This is a genomic window from Actinomyces sp. ICM58 (assembly GCF_000283035.1).
In the GTDB taxonomy this organism is placed as follows: domain Bacteria; phylum Actinomycetota; class Actinomycetes; order Actinomycetales; family Actinomycetaceae; genus Pauljensenia.
The window spans coordinates 1-14,811 of the sequence record NZ_ALIY01000073.1 but is presented as its reverse complement, the minus strand read 5'-3'; the positions used below and the strand labels follow the sequence as shown (position 1 = coordinate 14,811).

Below are 14,811 nucleotides of genomic sequence, written 5' to 3'. Positions count from 1 at the left end.
CGGCGGGCTTGGGCGCGCCGTCGGACTTCTTGGCACGAGGCTTGGGCGCGGGGTCGCTCTTGCGCGCACCGGGCTTGGGGGCGCCGGGCTTGGGAGAGTCGGCCTTGGGTGCCGGCTTGGGCGCGGGCGTCTCGGGGGTGTGCGCCGCGGGGGCCGCAGCCTTGGGCGCTGCGGGCTTCTTCACCGCCGGCTTGGCGGCGCCCGGCTTGGGCGCCTTGGGGGCGGCCTTTGCGTCCGCCTTCTTGTTCTTGGGTGCCGCCGCGAACTTCTCGCGCATCTGCCGCACGACGGGCGGCTCGAGCGAGGACGAGGACGACTTGACGAATTCACCTGCTTCCTTCAGGTGACCCATCAGTTCTTTGCTGGTGATTCCGAGCTCTTTGGCGAGCTCGTGGACACGCAACTTTGCCACATTTCTCCATTCCGGAAGCGTCTCCGGTCCGGAGACGCCTTACTGATATTGCTGGCAGCTCATCGCTGGGTACTCATCGGGTGCCCATCAGCTTCCAACCCGCTTCCATTGTCTCGGCGTTGATGGCGCGTGGCCATCACTGGGTAGTGATCAGCTCCTCCACGTCGTCCCACACGCTCTCCGGCAGGTTTCCCGTCCGGAAGGCACGCGCGAGGGCTCGCCTGGCTCGGGCTCGCTGGACGCATCCCTTGTCGGGGTGGATCCACGCTCCTCGGCCTGGAAGAGTTGCCGTTCGGTCGAGGTGAATCGCACCGTCGGGCGAACGCACGATCCGCACGAGGGCGGTTCGGTGCGCGCGAGTACCGCATCCGATGCAGGTGCGCTGGGGCCCGGTGGTGGGCTCAGGCGGCACGGGATACGACACAATCCCCTAGCTTAGTCCAGCTAGGGGATTGCTCGTCTCAGATTCTATGAGCGACTTGTCACGTCGTCGGGGGTGGAGACGCGCGAGGCGGTCGCGTCGTCCCCGGTCTCCGTGTCGGCGTGAATGTCGATGTGGTAGTTCGTCAGGCGCGCGGCGAGACGGGCGTTCTGTCCCTCCTTGCCGATGGCGAGTGAGAGCTGGAAGTCGGGGACGATCGCGGTCGCGGTGCGGTTGTCGACGGAGTGGACGACGACGCGGGTCACTCGCGCCGGGGACAGCGCGTTGGCGACGAAGCGCGCCGGGTCGTCGGAGTAGTCGACAATGTCGATCTTTTCGCCGCCGAGCTCGGCCATGACGGAGCGCACGCGGGCGCCCATGGGGCCGATGCAGGCGCCCTTGGCGTTGATGCCTTCGCGGGTGGCGGCCACGGCGATCTTGGTGCGGTGTCCGGCTTCGCGGGCGATGGCTTTGATCTTGACGAGGCCCTGCTGGATTTCCGGGACCTCGCGCTGGAAGAGGCCGGCCACGAGGTTGGGGTGTGTGCGCGACAGGGTGATGCGAGGACCGCGTTCGGTGCGCTCGACGCCCACGATGTAGGCGCGGATGCGGTCGCCGTGACGGTAGGACTCGCCGGGGACCTTTTCGCCGTCGGGCAGGACGGCCTCGAAGTCGTCGGAGACCTGGACCATGGTGGGGCGGCCGGGGCGCGGGGCCTGGACGGTGCCCGTGATGATCTGGCCTTCGCGGCCGGCGAAGTCGCCGAAGACCCGCTGGTCGTCGGCGTCGCGCAGGCGCTGCATGATGACGGAGCGTGCCGTGGACTGGGCGATGCGCCCGAAGTTCTTGGGCGTGTCGTCGAACTCGCCGATGGGGTTGCCGTCCTCATCCTCGTCCATGGCCATGACGGTGACGCGGCCGGTCTTCTTGTCGATTTCGATGCGGGCCTGGGAGATCGCGCCTGGCAGGTTGTGGTACGCCTTGAGCAGCGCCTCTTCGATGGCGTCGACGAGGGTTTCGAGGCTGACGCCCTTCTCGTTTTCCACCATCCGCAGAGCGGTCATATCGATTTCCATGGTCTCCTACTTCCCCGTTCCAAAGTCGACGCGGGAGCGCGCCTTCCTCATGTCAGAATAGTCAATGGTAGTCGCTTCGCCGTCGACATCGATCGTTGCGCTGGTCTCGCCCGCGTCGATGACGCGCCCGGAGACGTAGCCGCCCGCGCGCAGCTTGACGCGCACGAGGCGTCCGACCTGGCGCTTCCAGTGGCCGACCTTGGTGAGTTCGCGCTCGGCTCCGGGGGTGGAGACTTCCAGCAGGTACTCCCCGTCGATCGGGTCGGCGGCGTCCAGGGCCTTTGACACGGCGCGGGAGACGTCCGCGAGGGTGTCTGAGTCGATGCCGTCGGCACCGATCGGGGCTTCGACGACGACCCGCAGGAGCGGCATCGCGTCGGAGCGAGTGCGGGTCACCGAGTCCAGTTCCAGTCCCGATGCTGCGACCACGGGAGCCAGCAGCTCCTCAAGCGGTCCGTCTGTCGTGGACGTTCCCATATGCGCCTGTCTTTCTTCTCGCCTTCGCGGGTCAGTTACCTATCCTACCCGGGGGTGTGGGATGATGCGGGGGTGCGTTTCGCAAATCTGACTTTGACCACACGTCGTATCCCGGGCGTCCTCGTTGCGGGTGCGGCGGTTCTTGCACTGTCCGCGTGCTCCACGTCCTCGCTGCCGCCCTTGTCGGGTTTCGCGGCGGTGCGCGACCAGGCGGCCCGCACGGAGGCTGCTGCCTCGCAGCGGGCGACTCAGCTTGCCGAGGCCGCGACGGGCTGTGCGCCGTGCTCCAGCGCCCTGCGTTCCCTCGCCTCCGCGTCGGACGCGCGTCTCGAGGCCCTCGGCGGCCTGTGGGATCCGTGGGGCGGGGCCACTCCCGAGGGCGAGAGCGCGCCGGCACCCGTCTCGGCGGCCCCGACCGATGTGTCTGCCTTCATCTCGTGGTTGGCACGCACGGCGACGCGCGACCTTGAGATCGCCGCCGACCCGACTCGCGCCGATACCGAGGAGGCGCGAACGCTGTCCGCCTCCGCGCTGGGCCGCTACGCGAGCGCCGTTACGCTGGCGAACGCCTACGGCATCAACCTGGACGCGGGAGAGGAAGAGGCCGCGGCCATCAATGACCGCGTGAATACGGCGTCTCGCCAGGGTACGCAGACCTGGGCGATCGACCTGTTCGACGAGCCCACGATCTCCTCTACCTTCGCTCCTTCCGGCAAGGATCTGGCCTCCTCGGAGGAGCTTTCCGAGGCCGTAGCCATGTGGGATTGCACGGCGTCGACGCTCCCGAAGGCCCAGGTGGCCGCGGGAACCCTCACCGATGCCTACGACGTGTCGGGCCAGCTTCTCACCCGCGCGCAGGTCGCGCTGCGGGCGGGCGCGACCGACACCCGCACGCCGCGCTGCGAGCTACCCGCGACGGACGCCGCGACCCTCGCTTCCAACCTGCTGGCGGTCGACGCGGCGATGATCTCCTCCGACTCCGCGTCGGTGCGCGCCGCGGGCGCCAGCGCCGCGCTGGCGGACATTGAGCAGTGGGCTCCTCGCACGTCTCTGCCCGCCCTCATCGCGGTGCGCTGAGGAACCCGTCCACCGCGGCGGACGCGCGCCGCCTCGCGGACCGACCAGAGCAAGCGGACCGACGAGAGCAAACAGGGCCGCTCCCCCACCGGGGAGCGGCCCTGTTTGCGTCTGGAGGCGTCAGAGACGGGCGGCGATGTCGTCGCCGATCTGTGAGGTCGAGCGCACGAGCGGGTTGCCGTTCGCCGTGGCCTGGGCACGCGCGCCCATGTCGGCGTCGATCGCTGCGCGTACACGGCTGGCCTCGTCGGCGTAGCCCATGAAGTCGAGCATGAGCGCCACGGAAGAAATCGTCGCGGTGGGGTCGGCCTTGCCCTGGCCCGCAATGTCGGGGGCGGAGCCGTGCACGGGTTCGAACATGGAGGGGTACTCGCGCGAGGGGTTGAGGTTGCCCGACGCGCTCAGGCCGATGCCGCCGGTGACGGCTCCGGCCTCGTCGGTGAGGATGTCGCCGAACAGGTTGTCGGTGACGATGACGTCGAAGCGCGCAGGGTCGGTGACCATGTAGATGGTGGCGGCGTCGATGTGGCAGTAGTCGACGGCCACATCCGGGTACTCCTCCCCCACCTCGTCGACGATGCGGCGCCACATGTGGCCGGCATTGACCAGCACGTTGTGCTTGTGGACCAGGGTGAGGTGCTTCTTGCGCGAGGCTGCGGCTTCGAAGGCGTAGCGCACGACCCGTTCGACTCCGTAGGCGGTGTTGACGCTGACCTCGGTGGCGATCTCGTGCGGTGTTCCCACGCGCACGGCGCCGCCGTTGCCGCAGTACAGGCCCTCGGTCCCCTCGCGCACGACGACGAAGTCAATGTCGCCGGGGTTGGCCAGGGGGCTGGGCACGCCCTCGTAGTATTTGGAGGGTCGCAGGTTCACGTAGTGGTCGAGGGCGAATCGCAGCTTGAGGAGCAGCCCGCGCTCGAGGACGCCGGAGGGGACGGAGGGATCGCCGACCGCGCCGAGGAGGATGACGTCGTGGCGCTTGATCGCCTCGAGGTCCTCGTCGGTCAGGGTGTCGCCGGTGGCGTGCCAGCGCGCCGCCCCCAGGTCGAAGTGGGTCGTGGAGTAGTCGATGCCTCGGTCGGTCAGGACGCGGTCAAGAACCTTGAGGCCCTCGGGGACGATTTCCTTGCCGATGCCGTCGCCGGGGATTACTGCGATGTTCAGTGTCATGACTCCATCTTCCCCCGACCGCGCGCGCCGGGTCGCTGTCGTTCCAACCCGTGGTCCGTTTGCGCCGTGACGTGCCCCATAGACGAGGCCGAGGCCGGGAGGGCGCCACGCTCCCCCCAGCCTCGGCCGATGCACGGTGTCGGATCAGACCCACGCGCCCGACGACGCGAAGTAGTACCAGCGTCCGGCGATACTCTGCCAGCCGGTGACCATCTGGCCGTCGGTACCAAAGTAGTACCAGGTGTAGCCGATCTGCTGCCAGCCGGTGAGCATAGCGCCGGAGGGTGCCAGGTAGTACCAGGCCCCCACGTTCTGCCAGCCGGTGAGCATGGCTCCGGAGGTCGAGAAAAGGTACCAGTCGGAGCCGATCTGAGCCCACCCGGTCGCCATCGTTCCCGTGGCGGGGTCGAGGTAGTACCAGGTGGGGCCCGAGGCGAGCCAGCCGCTCACGCGGGCGCCGTAGGCGTTGTAGTAACTCCAGGCGCCATCGACCTTGTCCCAGCCGGTGACCATGTAGCCGTCGGCACCGAAGCGGTAGGTGGCATCCCCGATGGTGATGGTCTGGTTGGCCGCGTAGCTGGAGTCTTCCAGCTGCCACTTCCAGCCCGTGCCGGTGTTGACCCAGTGCGCGGGGGTGACCGCGGGGGCGGGCTCAGGGGTGGGCTGCGGCTCGGGAGTCGGCTCAGGGGTGGGCTGCGGCTCGGGAGTCGGGTCCGGGGTGGGCTGCGGCTCGGGAGCGGGCTCCTCGCCAGGGTCGGTCAGGCCGAGGTAGGCGGCGTCCAGGCGCATGAACTCGATGTTCTTGTAGCCGCCGGACTCATACAGCAGGCCCCAGGTGCCATCCCCGAGGGGGTGCAGCGTCGAGTAGGCCATCTCGCCGCTCTCGAAGACCTTGCCGTCGTTCCAGGTGAAGCCGTCGTCGTAGGAAACGCGGATGGTGCCGTTGGCGCGGGCACTGGAGGAGTCGGCGTTGGAGAAGAGCAGGATGCGGGCGCGCGCGGAGCCCTCGGGGGCATCCGGGTAGGCGCGGACGATGGAGGCGTTGTTACGCGGGTCGGTCAGGTCCCAGTTGTGGCGGAAGGGACCCCACGTCTGGCCGCCGTCGTAGGAGATGGCTTCGAGGCGCTGGCCCGCGGTGCCCTGCGTGCGCGAGTTGAGCAGGAGGCGTCCGTCGGAGAGCTCGACAACCTTGTTTTCGTCCGCGCTGCCCTCGGTGGGGACGCCGGGCTTCCAGGTCGCACCGTGGTCGTCGGAGTAGACGGAGACGGCCATGAGGGAGGTGGAGCCAGAGTTGGCGACGGCGTACTGCTGGATGAGGCGCCCGGCGTGGGCGCCGTAGCGCAGCTGGATGCCCTCGCCGGAGGAGGCGAAGCGAGTGAACCACTCGCCGGTGTGTCCGTCGGTGACCTGGTCGGTGATCGTGCGGGGGTTGACCCAGGTTTCGCCGTTGTCGTGGGATTCGACGACGTGGGCGTGCAGGATGTTGCGCGCGGCGGGGTCGGTGCCCAGCTGCGACTGGAAGAGGCCCGCGTCGTAGGACTTCACGGAGAACAGGAAGATGGTCCCAGTGGTGCGGTCGACGACGAAGGAGGGGTCGGAGTAGCCGACCTTCGCCGCGCCGGGTGTGCCGGCGAGGGCGGTCAGAATCGGGGTCCAGGACTTGCCGCCGTCCTTGGAGAGGCGGTAGACGATGGAGTTGGCCTGGGGAGCGTCCTGGCAGGTGTCGGGGCGACCGTCCCACGCGGCGATGATCCAGCCGTTGGTGGCGGTGGTCAGCGCGGGGATGCGGTGGCAGCTGAAGCCGGCGAGGCCGGGGGACGCGAGGCGGACCTTGTCTCCGATGGCGTAGTCGGTCGGGGTTTGAAGCGGGTCGGGCGCGGCCGGGCGCACGCCCGCGGCGACGGTGATGGCGTCGGCGGCGGAGACGATGTTACCGGCGATGACGTCGGTGCCGTTGCGGTCGCGCGTCGCCGCCCAGGTCGCGGAGGGAGTGAAGGAACCGGCCGCGACATCTTCGGCGGTCACGGTGTGCGTGGCGCTCGTGCAGGACTTCGTGGTGTGCGCGGCGAGGTTGTGCCAGCGGCAGTTGGGGGCGCCGGTCGTGAGGACGCCGGACAGGTTGGAGTCGACCGGGAAGACGGTGAGCGCGCTGTCCGTGTTGTTGGTGTAGGTGAAGGTCACGGTCACGACGTCGCCGACGTAGAGGGTGTCCCCGCCGTCGTCGGTGCGCGTGGCGGTGACGGTGATGGGGGCCGAGCCTTCGTCGGTTGCCGAGGCCGTGGCGACGGCTGCGTCGCCGGTGTCACTGGAGGGAGCGGCCAGGGAGGGAGACGCGAGGGTCGCGCACAGTAGCGCGGCTCCCGTGGCTGCCGCGAGGGCTCGCCCGTAGTGGCGGAGGGTCATCGTTGGTCCTTCCGGGGAGGGGTGTCAATGCGCGGCGGTTGAGTCGGAACTCACCCGCCGCAAGATTCATCATACAAATTTAGATGCTGACAAACCACTTATACGAGAAACATCGCCCCACCTGTCGAGCCAATTTACTCGGAAACCATGCCGATGAGGGCCCTCGTGCCACTCCATCACCCCCTGGCCCTCCCCTCGAAAACCAACCGATGGTAAGCCTCCTCGAGGCGAGCCACGCAGGCGCGAATGTCATACCGCTCACCGACACACCGATATCGGCGCGCCTCGCACTGCCGTCCAACAGGCCCTCGATCGATCCAGACGTCAATCGCGCGGGCGAGCGCACGAGCATCCCCGACCTCGAACACACTGTCCTCACTGAGGGCGAATTGACTGGTCGCCGTCAGCGGCCCCCGAGCGATGATGGGCATGACGCCATGGCGGAGCACCTCCAGGGCGCTGAGCCCCTCAACCTCGATGCGCGCCGCATGCACATACAGGTCACAGCTCGACGCTTCGCGCGCGAGCTCGTCCGCATTCATAAAGGCAAAACGGACCGGATGAGCGATCACCCCGCGCCGCAGGAGACGCCGAGCCGAGGCGCGCAGGGAACGCTCGGTCGGACCGCGTCCGGCGAAAGACAGCTGGATCGAGCGCGCGTGAGCGCTATGACGCAAGGCCCGCAAGATCGTTGCCTGGTCTTTTTCACGCGAGAACCTGCCAACCACGAGGATACGAACGACAGACGACTCCCCCACCTCGTGCCCACCACCACTCATCTCCTCGCCGAGAGGCACGCCGTTCGACAGGAGCAGCAGTGGCGCTCGCACACACAGCTTCAACACTCGTTCATACACGGAGCGCGAGGGACACTGAACGAGGTCACTGCGATTGAAGATCGCGCGCTTCCACAGCTCAAGGATCACCCGATTCAGAAGGGCGCATCTATCGAGATACACGGACGCCGTCAGGTTTTCCGGATGAATATGATAGGTCGCCAGAGCTGGCACACCACGAGCGCGCGCACGCCGAGCAACGACAGCCTGCAGCATAAACGGCTCCTCGAGATGAACGACGTCCGCCCAGGCGAGCGCACGCTCTATCTCGCGGCGCTTCGCGCGAGCGAAGGCGTAGCCCTGTGAGGCGATGAGCGGATCAACGAGGGGGATGCGCAGGGGCGGCAGCACATACTCGGGCATTCCAACACCGCAGTCGTCACCATCGCGGGGCAGCGCCGAGAGGACGCGCACGTGATGCCCATGCTCACGCAGAAGTGCGATCGTCCGCCGCGCGGAGGCGGCCAAGCCATTCCCATGCGTGTACAGATCGTTGATGACGAAGAGGATTTTCAGCGGCTGCTCCATCGTCCCTCCCGAGCGATCACACCACCATTCTATGCCAACCTACTGGTCAGCGCGAAGCCTTTCAACGCATCACCACAACACGCCCGCATGTAAGCAATCACCATCAGTTGCCCACTACGTAGTTACTGATAAACTTCGTTTGTCACTATATATCCCATAGGAAGAGAATGATGCGCCCCTCCCGTCGAACCCTGACGCGCGTCGCGTCGGCCGCCGTCGCTTCCCTCGTGATCGTTGCACCGATCTCCACCGTTTCCAATGCGGACGCCCTCTCCCCCGCTTCCCTTCCGTGGACGAACGGCTCCGACGAAGCGGCGGCAAACTAACCCTCGCGGGAACACAGTCGAACGTAACCCGCGCCTGTCAGCACAAAAGAGCCCCGACCTCGTCCCATATGCGTGGGAACGAGGCCGGGGCTTGGTCTATCCGAGAAGGACAGTGAGATCAGCGCGCGGCGCTGCCCTCGGTGTAGTCCTCGTCGGAGTCGGTCCAGCCGAAGGCCTTGCGCAGCTTCTGGCCGGTCTTCTCGATCGGATGAGCCTCTTCCTCGGCGCGCAGCGCCTTGAACTCGAGAGCGCCGTTATCCTGGTCCGCAATGAACTTGCGGGCGAAGGTGCCGTCCTGAATGTCGGCCAGGACAGCCTTCATGGCCTCCTTGGAGGACTCGCCAATGACGCGCGGGCCGGAGACGTAGTCGCCGTACTCGGCGGTGTCGGAGCAGGACCAACGCTGCTTCGTGATGCCGCCCTCGTTGATGAGGTCGACGATCTGCTTCATCTCGTGGCAGACCTCGAAGTAGGCGATCTCAGGCTGGTAACCAGCCTCAACCAGGGTTTCAAAGCCGGCCTGGATCAGGTGGGAGACGCCTCCGCACAGGACGGCCTGCTCGCCGAACAGGTCGGTCTCGGTCTCTTCGGTGAAAGTCGTCTTGATGACGCCGGCGCGGGTGCCGCCGATGCCCTTCGCATAGGACAGAGCCAGCTCCCAGGCCTTGCCGGAGGCGTCCACCTCGACGGCGACGACGTCCGGGGTGCCCTTGCCCTGCACGTAGGTCTCGCGGACCTTGTGGCCCGGGCCCTTGGGGGCGACCATGATGACGTCATGGCCGGCGGGGACCTCAATGTAGCCGTAGCGGATGTTGAAGCCGTGCGCGAAGAGGAGGGCGGCGCCTTCCTTCAGGTTGGGGGCAATCTGCTCGGCGTAGACGTAGCGCTGGACCTGATCGGGCAGCAGCACGGAGACGACGTCGCCCTCGGCGACGGCCTCGGCCACGTCCTTGACCTCCAGGCCGGCGGCCTCAGCCTTGGCCCAGGAGGACGAACCGGGGCGCAGGCCAACGACCACGTCAACTCCGGAATCCTTCAGGTTCAGCGCGTGCGCGTGACCCTGCGAACCGTAACCGATGATGGCGACCTTCTTGGACTGGATCAGCGACAGGTCTGCGCCGTCGTCGTAGATGATTTCTGCCATTTTCATTTCTCCTTCAGTTGATCCGTGATCGAGCGCGACCCGCGGCCGATGGCCACGGCGCCCGACTGGACGAGTTCGGTGACGCCGTAGGGCTCCAGGGCCCGCAGCAGCGCCTCCAGCTTGGGTAGGGAGCCAATCGATTCGATGACGACCGACTCGGGTTGAACGTCGACGACGTGCGCGCGGAAAAGATCCACGATCTGCAGGACCGAGGTGCGACGGGTTTCGTCGGCCTGGACCTTCATGAGCAGCAGGCGCCGTTCGACGGAGTCTTCGGGTTCGAGCTCGACGACCTTGAGGACGTTGATGAGCTTGTTGAGTTGCTTCACGACCTGCTCGATGGGCGCGGAGTCTGCGTCCACGATGATGGTCATGCGGGAGATCTCGGGGTGCTCGGTCTCCCCCACGGTCAGCGACTTGATGTTAAAGGCGCGGCGGGCGAAAAGCGCGGCGACGCGGGTGAGCACGCCGGGCTTGTTTTCGACCAACACGGCCAGAGTGTGACGATTCGTCATCAGTCTTCCACCTCCCAGTCGGGCGCCATGCCCTTGGCGTAACGAATTTCATCGTTGGAGACGCCCGCGGCGACCATCGGCCAGACCATCGAGTCCTTGGACACGCGGAAGTCAATGAGGACGGGACGGTCGTTGATCGACATGGCCCAGTCGATGGCCTCGTCCACCTCGTCGATGGAGCGCACCGTGCGCGCGGCCATCCCGTAGGCCTGCGCCAGCATCTCGAAGTTGGGGATCTGCTCTCCCTCGACGGGGTTGAGCGTCGTGTTCGAGTAGCGCTTGCCGAAGAACAGTGACTGCCACTGGCGAACCATGCCCAGCACCGAGTTGTTAATGAGGGCGACCTTGATCGGGATGTTGTTGATCGTGCAGGTGGCCAGCTCCTGGTTGGTCATCTGGAAGGAGCCGTCGCCGTCGATCGCCCACACGACCTTGTCGGGGACGCCGACCTGCGCGCCCATGGCCGAGGGGATGCAGTAGCCCATCGTGCCCGAGCCGCACGAGGAGATGAAGCTGCGCGGGTTGTCCAGCGTGATGAACTGCGATGCCCACATCTGGTGCTGCCCCACACCCGTCACGTAGACGGCGTCGGGGCCGACCTTGTCGGAGAGCTTCTTGATGACTTCCTGGGGCGCCATCATGCCGTCGTCGGGTTCTGCCCACCCGATCGGATACTTGGTGCGCAGTCGGTCCAGGTAGCGCCACCATCCGGAGATGTCGGCCTTTCCGTCGGACGAGGCCTGGGCGATCTCGTCGGTCAGGATCGGCAGGGCGGTCTTCAGATCCGCGACGATCGGGATGTCGGCGTGGCGGTTCTTAGAGATCTCCGCGGCGTCGATGTCGATGTGGACGACGGTCGCTCGCGGCGCGAAGGAGTCGAGGCGGCCGGTCACGCGGTCGTCGAATCGGGCTCCGAGGGCGACGATCAGGTCCGCGCGCTGCAGGGCGCCGACGGCGGCAACGGTGCCGTGCATACCGGGCATGCCCAGGTTGTGGCGATCGGAGTCGGGGAAGGCACCGCGCGCCGTCAGGGTGGTGACCACGGGGGCGTTGGTGGCCTCGACCAGGGCGGACAGGGCCTCGGTCGCGCCGCCGCGGATCACGCCGCCACCGACGTAGAGGACGGGGGCCTGAGCGTCCACGATCGCGCGGGCCGCGGCTCGCACCTGCTTCATGTTCGGGCGGTCGGCCACCTTGTAGCCGGGCAGGTCCAGGGTCGGGGGCCAGGAGAAGTCCATCTCCGAGACCTGGGCGGACTTGGTGATATCCACGAGGACCGGGCCGGGTCGACCCGTGCCGGCCAGGTGGAAGGCCTCGGCGAGGCGCACGGGGATGTCCTGCGGATCCGTCACCAGGAAGGAGTGCTTCGTGATGGGCATCGATGCACCCACGACGTCGGCTTCCTGGAAGGCGTCGGTGCCGATCAGGGAGGCGCCGACCTGGCCGGAGATGACGACGATCGGCACGGAGTCCATGCAGGCGTCACCCAGGGCAGTCAGCACGTTCGTCGCGCCGGGGCCCGAGGTGACGAGCGCGCAGCCAACCTTGCCGGTAGCAAGCGCATACCCCTCGGCAGCGTGGCCCGCACCCTGCTCGTGTCGAACCAAAATGTGACGTATTGCCGTCGACGCCATCAGCGGGTCGTAGGTCGGCAGAATTGCTCCACCGGGCATGCCGAACACGTCGGTCACGCCCAGGGCCTCGAGGCTCGCCACGATAGCCTCGGCTCCAGTCATACGGGTGGTGGTGCTCGTGTCGCTCACCAGTCGTCCTCTCAATCGTTGGGACCGTCTCAAAGAAAAAACCCCGTCAAGTCCGGCCAAACAGCGCGGATGCGGGGAAAAGGCGTGCGATCCATCCTCTCGTTACGCGGCAGGCATCGCACGCCCAGGTACGATGACCAGGGCGAGGATTCCAATCTCACGAACGTTGAGCATGTCAATACCGTAACTCGCCTGCGCGAGGCGCTCCAGACCATCTCATTGTGCGGACCATTAGGCCCCTCACGCCATCTAGGACGATGGCCTGAGATACACAACACTAGAAGCTGGTTTAATTGACTCATAGCACACATCGACAATTCACTACACGGAGATTTCATCGTGGAAACGATCTTTGGGGTACTGGAAGAGCAGCCCGTGCTGTTCCTGTTCCTCCTCATCGGCATCGGCATGGCCTTCGGTAAGGTCAAGATCAAGGGCATCGGCTTGGGAGCCGCTGCCGTCCTCTTTTTCGCCATCGTCATGGCGGCCTGGGCACAGTCCTACAACATCGAATTGCGTGTCACCCCGCAGCTGGGAACGCTCGGCCTGACGCTCTTTACCTTCGCGATCGGCATTAACTCCGGTGCGTCCTTCTTCCATAACCTCAAGACCGCGGTCGGTCCGATCCTGACGATGGTGGCCTTCTACGGCATCGCAGCCACGCTCGGCCTGTACGTCGGCAAGGCCCTGGGCATGGATGTGCCCCTCATCGCCGGTACCTTCGCCGGAGCCGTCACGAACACCCCGGCGCTCGCCGCGGCCGGCGAGGCCAGCGGCGACCCCGCCCGAGCGACCGTCGGGTATTCCATCGCCTACCTCTTCGGCGTCATCGGCATGCTCGCCGCCTCGATGGCCGCCCTGCACTACGGCCGCAACGACAAGGACGCGCCCTCTCCCCTGTCGAACCGCACGATCCGCGTCGAGCGCGACGACCACCCCTTCGTCGGTGACATCTACGAAAAGCTCGGCGAGAAGGTCTCCTTCTCTCGTCTGCGCCGTGGCGAGACCGGCCCCATCACGCGCCCCCAGATGTCCGACACGCTCGACCCCGGCGACCTCGTGACCGTCGTCGGCCCCCGCGAGCTCGTTGCACGCGCGGCCAGCGAGCTTGGTCATGCCTCCTCGCACTCTCTCATGCAGGATCGCACCTACCTAGACTTCCGCCGCATGACGATCTCCAACCCCAAGGTCTCCGGCCGAACGGTGGCCTCCCTGGGTCTGGCCAAGCAGTTCTCCGCGACGATCTCCCGCGTGCGCCGCGGCGACGTCGACATGGTCGCCGAGCCCGGCCTCGTCCTCCAGGAGGGTGACCGCGTGCGCGTCGTCGCCCCCACCTCGAAGATGGCTGAGATCACCAAGTTCTTCGGTGACTCCTCGCACGGCCTCACCGACCTCAACCCGATCGCCCTGGGCCTGGGCATGGCGCTGGGCATCGCGATCGGCGAGCTGCCCATCCTGACCCCCTCCGGCGAGTACTTCTCGATCGGTTCCGCCGCTGGCACGCTCATCGTGGGTCTCATCTTCGGCCGCGTGGGTCGTATCGGCCCCATCGCGACGGCGCTGCCCTTCACCACCTGCCAGGTCATGTCCGAACTCGGCCTGCTCATCTTCCTGGCGCAGGCGGGCGCGAAGGCCGGCGGCCAGATCCTCGAGGCCTTCACGTCGGGCGCGTGGGTCAACATCTTCCTCCTCGGCATCATCATCACGTCAACCATGGCGATCGGCCTGTACGTCACCATGCGGTGGGTCTTCAAGATGGGCGGCACGAAGCTCGCGGGCCTCCTCGGCGGCGCTCAGACCCAGCCCGCGGTCCTCGCGTTCGCAAACGGCCGCACGAATGCCGATCCTCGCGTCGCCCTCGGCTACGCCCTGGTGTATCCCGTCGCCATGGTTGGTAAGATCGTCGTTGCACAGGTGCTCGGCGGCATGTAACCAAACGTTGGCTGCGGGGTGACCTCCACACCACCCAAACACCTCGTGGCCGTGCCAGTGGGCGGGGTCCCCCATCCTCCCCCGCCCACGCGAATGGGGCCGACCCGCGAGGGTCGGCCCCATTCGTCTGCCCGACAGCGTGTACGACTGGTGGCACGGTCGGCAAGCGGGATGACAGGACAAAACGTGTTGGTTGTGTGGCGACTTTCGGCTTGCCGGCACGGGAAAGTCGGTCTTGAAGACGATTGCTTCATCGGGGGCGTCAATGCCCCCACGTGCCTGATGTGCGGGCGAACGCGTGGGCCCGATGAGATGCGCGTGGGCAGCCCCGCCCAGACACGGAATAGCGGGTTTACGGGCTCTTCGCATTGTGGGGTGTGGGGGTGGTGGTCGAAGCGTGCCGGGGGTCGTGGACAGTGTCGTGGGACGACGACCGAACACAGGAGTTCACCTTGGGTGCCTCATCAACCAAAACTCGCATGCAATTCGGGTACCCGAACTTTCTGCAGCGCCCGAAAACGTTGCAATTCCAACGGTGCGATTTCAACGTTTGAAATACGTGTGGGGGAATTGCATGCGACATTTCTGAGGAACCACAAGATGAGACGCCACAAAGGCACCACGAAGTGCCCCAAGCAGAAGACAACGCAAGCCCAGAAGACCCCCACAACCCCGACAGCCGCCACAACCGCCACAAGCACGGGGGCACTGCACCCGTTATGTGGCGGTGC

General features: G+C 66.5%; 13 protein-coding genes. 3 read left to right on the top strand and 10 right to left on the bottom strand.

Features of this window, described 5'->3' with window-relative positions; genetic code table 11:
* The 4 genes from HMPREF1138_RS03690 to rimP all read right to left on the bottom strand — a co-directional run.
* Positions 1-412: translation initiation factor IF-2 N-terminal domain-containing protein (locus tag HMPREF1138_RS03690; protein ID WP_009056688.1), on the bottom strand; the 412-nt coding region annotated here is incomplete at its 3' end.
* Positions 413-548: 136 nt separating this feature from the next.
* Entirely contained in the window at positions 549-824 is a 276-nt protein-coding gene (locus tag HMPREF1138_RS10635; RefSeq protein WP_272942384.1) for a YlxR family protein, read from the bottom strand.
* A gap of 56 nt (positions 825-880) precedes the next feature.
* Positions 881-1,909, bottom strand: coding sequence for a transcription termination factor NusA (gene nusA, locus HMPREF1138_RS03685; RefSeq protein ID WP_009056694.1), 1,029 nt, complete (start codon positions 1,907-1,909; stop codon positions 881-883).
* A 6-nt stretch (positions 1,910-1,915) separates the two neighbouring features.
* Positions 1,916-2,386, bottom strand: coding sequence for a ribosome maturation factor RimP (rimP, locus tag HMPREF1138_RS03680; RefSeq protein ID WP_009056675.1), 471 nt, complete (start codon positions 2,384-2,386; stop codon positions 1,916-1,918).
* Between the two features lie 72 nt (positions 2,387-2,458).
* On the opposite strand from rimP, the gene HMPREF1138_RS03675 reads away from it, so the two are divergent.
* A complete protein-coding gene (locus tag HMPREF1138_RS03675; protein WP_039936732.1) occupies positions 2,459-3,463 on the top strand; it encodes a hypothetical protein in 1,005 nt (334 codons plus the stop codon).
* A gap of 120 nt (positions 3,464-3,583) precedes the next feature.
* Here the strand turns inward: HMPREF1138_RS03675 and HMPREF1138_RS03670 are convergent, their stop codons facing one another.
* From HMPREF1138_RS03670 to HMPREF1138_RS03660, 3 genes are all read right to left on the bottom strand, one after another.
* Positions 3,584-4,633, bottom strand: a complete 1,050-nt coding sequence (locus HMPREF1138_RS03670; protein WP_009056686.1) for a 3-isopropylmalate dehydrogenase — start codon at positions 4,631-4,633, stop codon at positions 3,584-3,586.
* A 144-nt stretch (positions 4,634-4,777) separates the two neighbouring features.
* Positions 4,778-7,036: a sialidase family protein gene (locus tag HMPREF1138_RS03665; protein WP_009056696.1), complete on the bottom strand. Its 2,259-nt coding sequence runs from the start codon at positions 7,034-7,036 to the stop codon at positions 4,778-4,780.
* A 176-nt stretch (positions 7,037-7,212) separates the two neighbouring features.
* Positions 7,213-8,400 (bottom strand): glycosyltransferase, encoded by a 1,188-nt coding sequence (locus HMPREF1138_RS03660; protein ID WP_009056678.1) that lies wholly within the window; start codon positions 8,398-8,400, stop codon positions 7,213-7,215.
* Positions 8,401-8,567: 167 nt separating this feature from the next.
* Between HMPREF1138_RS03660 and HMPREF1138_RS11000 the strand changes: the two genes are divergently transcribed.
* Entirely contained in the window at positions 8,568-8,726 is a 159-nt protein-coding gene (locus HMPREF1138_RS11000) for a hypothetical protein (RefSeq protein WP_009056692.1), read from the top strand.
* 118 nt (positions 8,727-8,844) lie between these two features.
* Here HMPREF1138_RS11000 and ilvC read toward each other — a convergent pair whose 3' ends face one another.
* The 3 genes from ilvC to HMPREF1138_RS03645 are packed head-to-tail and all read right to left on the bottom strand — an operon-like array spanning position 8,845 to position 12,151.
* Entirely contained in the window at positions 8,845-9,870 is a 1,026-nt protein-coding gene (gene ilvC / locus HMPREF1138_RS03655; RefSeq protein ID WP_009056685.1) for a ketol-acid reductoisomerase, read from the bottom strand.
* Between the two features lie 2 nt (positions 9,871-9,872).
* Complete coding sequence (gene ilvN / locus HMPREF1138_RS03650) at positions 9,873-10,385, bottom strand: acetolactate synthase small subunit (RefSeq protein WP_009056682.1); 513 nt, start codon at positions 10,383-10,385, stop codon at positions 9,873-9,875.
* On the bottom strand, positions 10,385-12,151 hold the full coding sequence (locus tag HMPREF1138_RS03645) for an acetolactate synthase large subunit (protein ID WP_039936730.1): 1,767 nt from the start codon (positions 12,149-12,151) through the stop codon (positions 10,385-10,387). Before HMPREF1138_RS03645 ends, ilvN begins: the two co-directional genes overlap by 1 nt.
* Positions 12,152-12,556: 405 nt before the next feature.
* Here HMPREF1138_RS03645 and HMPREF1138_RS03640 point away from each other — a divergent pair, with 405 nt between their 5' ends.
* The gene (locus HMPREF1138_RS03640; protein WP_399505946.1) at positions 12,557-14,080 is read left to right on the top strand and encodes an aspartate:alanine exchanger family transporter; all 1,524 of its coding nucleotides are present in this window, start codon (positions 12,557-12,559) and stop codon (positions 14,078-14,080) included.
* Positions 14,081-14,811 lie beyond the last annotated feature (731 nt).

What these genes read in the sequence shown, in the direction of transcription:
- nusA (WP_009056694.1), bottom strand. Translation starts at nt 1,909, where the DNA reads ATGGAAATCGATATGACCGCTCTGCGGATGGTGGAAAACGAGAAGGGC.
- rimP (WP_009056675.1), bottom strand. Translation starts at nt 2,386, where the DNA reads ATGGGAACGTCCACGACAGACGGACCGCTTGAGGAGCTGCTGGCTCCC.
- HMPREF1138_RS03670 (WP_009056686.1), bottom strand. Translation starts at nt 4,633, where the DNA reads ATGACACTGAACATCGCAGTAATCCCCGGCGACGGCATCGGCAAGGAA.
- HMPREF1138_RS03665 (WP_009056696.1), bottom strand. Translation starts at nt 7,036, where the DNA reads ATGACCCTCCGCCACTACGGGCGAGCCCTCGCGGCAGCCACGGGAGCC.
- HMPREF1138_RS03660 (WP_009056678.1), bottom strand. Translation starts at nt 8,400, where the DNA reads ATGGAGCAGCCGCTGAAAATCCTCTTCGTCATCAACGATCTGTACACG.
- HMPREF1138_RS11000 (WP_009056692.1), top strand. Translation starts at nt 8,568, where the DNA reads ATGATGCGCCCCTCCCGTCGAACCCTGACGCGCGTCGCGTCGGCCGCC.
- ilvC (WP_009056685.1), bottom strand. Translation starts at nt 9,870, where the DNA reads ATGGCAGAAATCATCTACGACGACGGCGCAGACCTGTCGCTGATCCAG.
- ilvN (WP_009056682.1), bottom strand. Translation starts at nt 10,385, where the DNA reads ATGACGAATCGTCACACTCTGGCCGTGTTGGTCGAAAACAAGCCCGGC.
- HMPREF1138_RS03640 (WP_399505946.1), top strand. Translation starts at nt 12,557, where the DNA reads ATGGCCTTCGGTAAGGTCAAGATCAAGGGCATCGGCTTGGGAGCCGCT.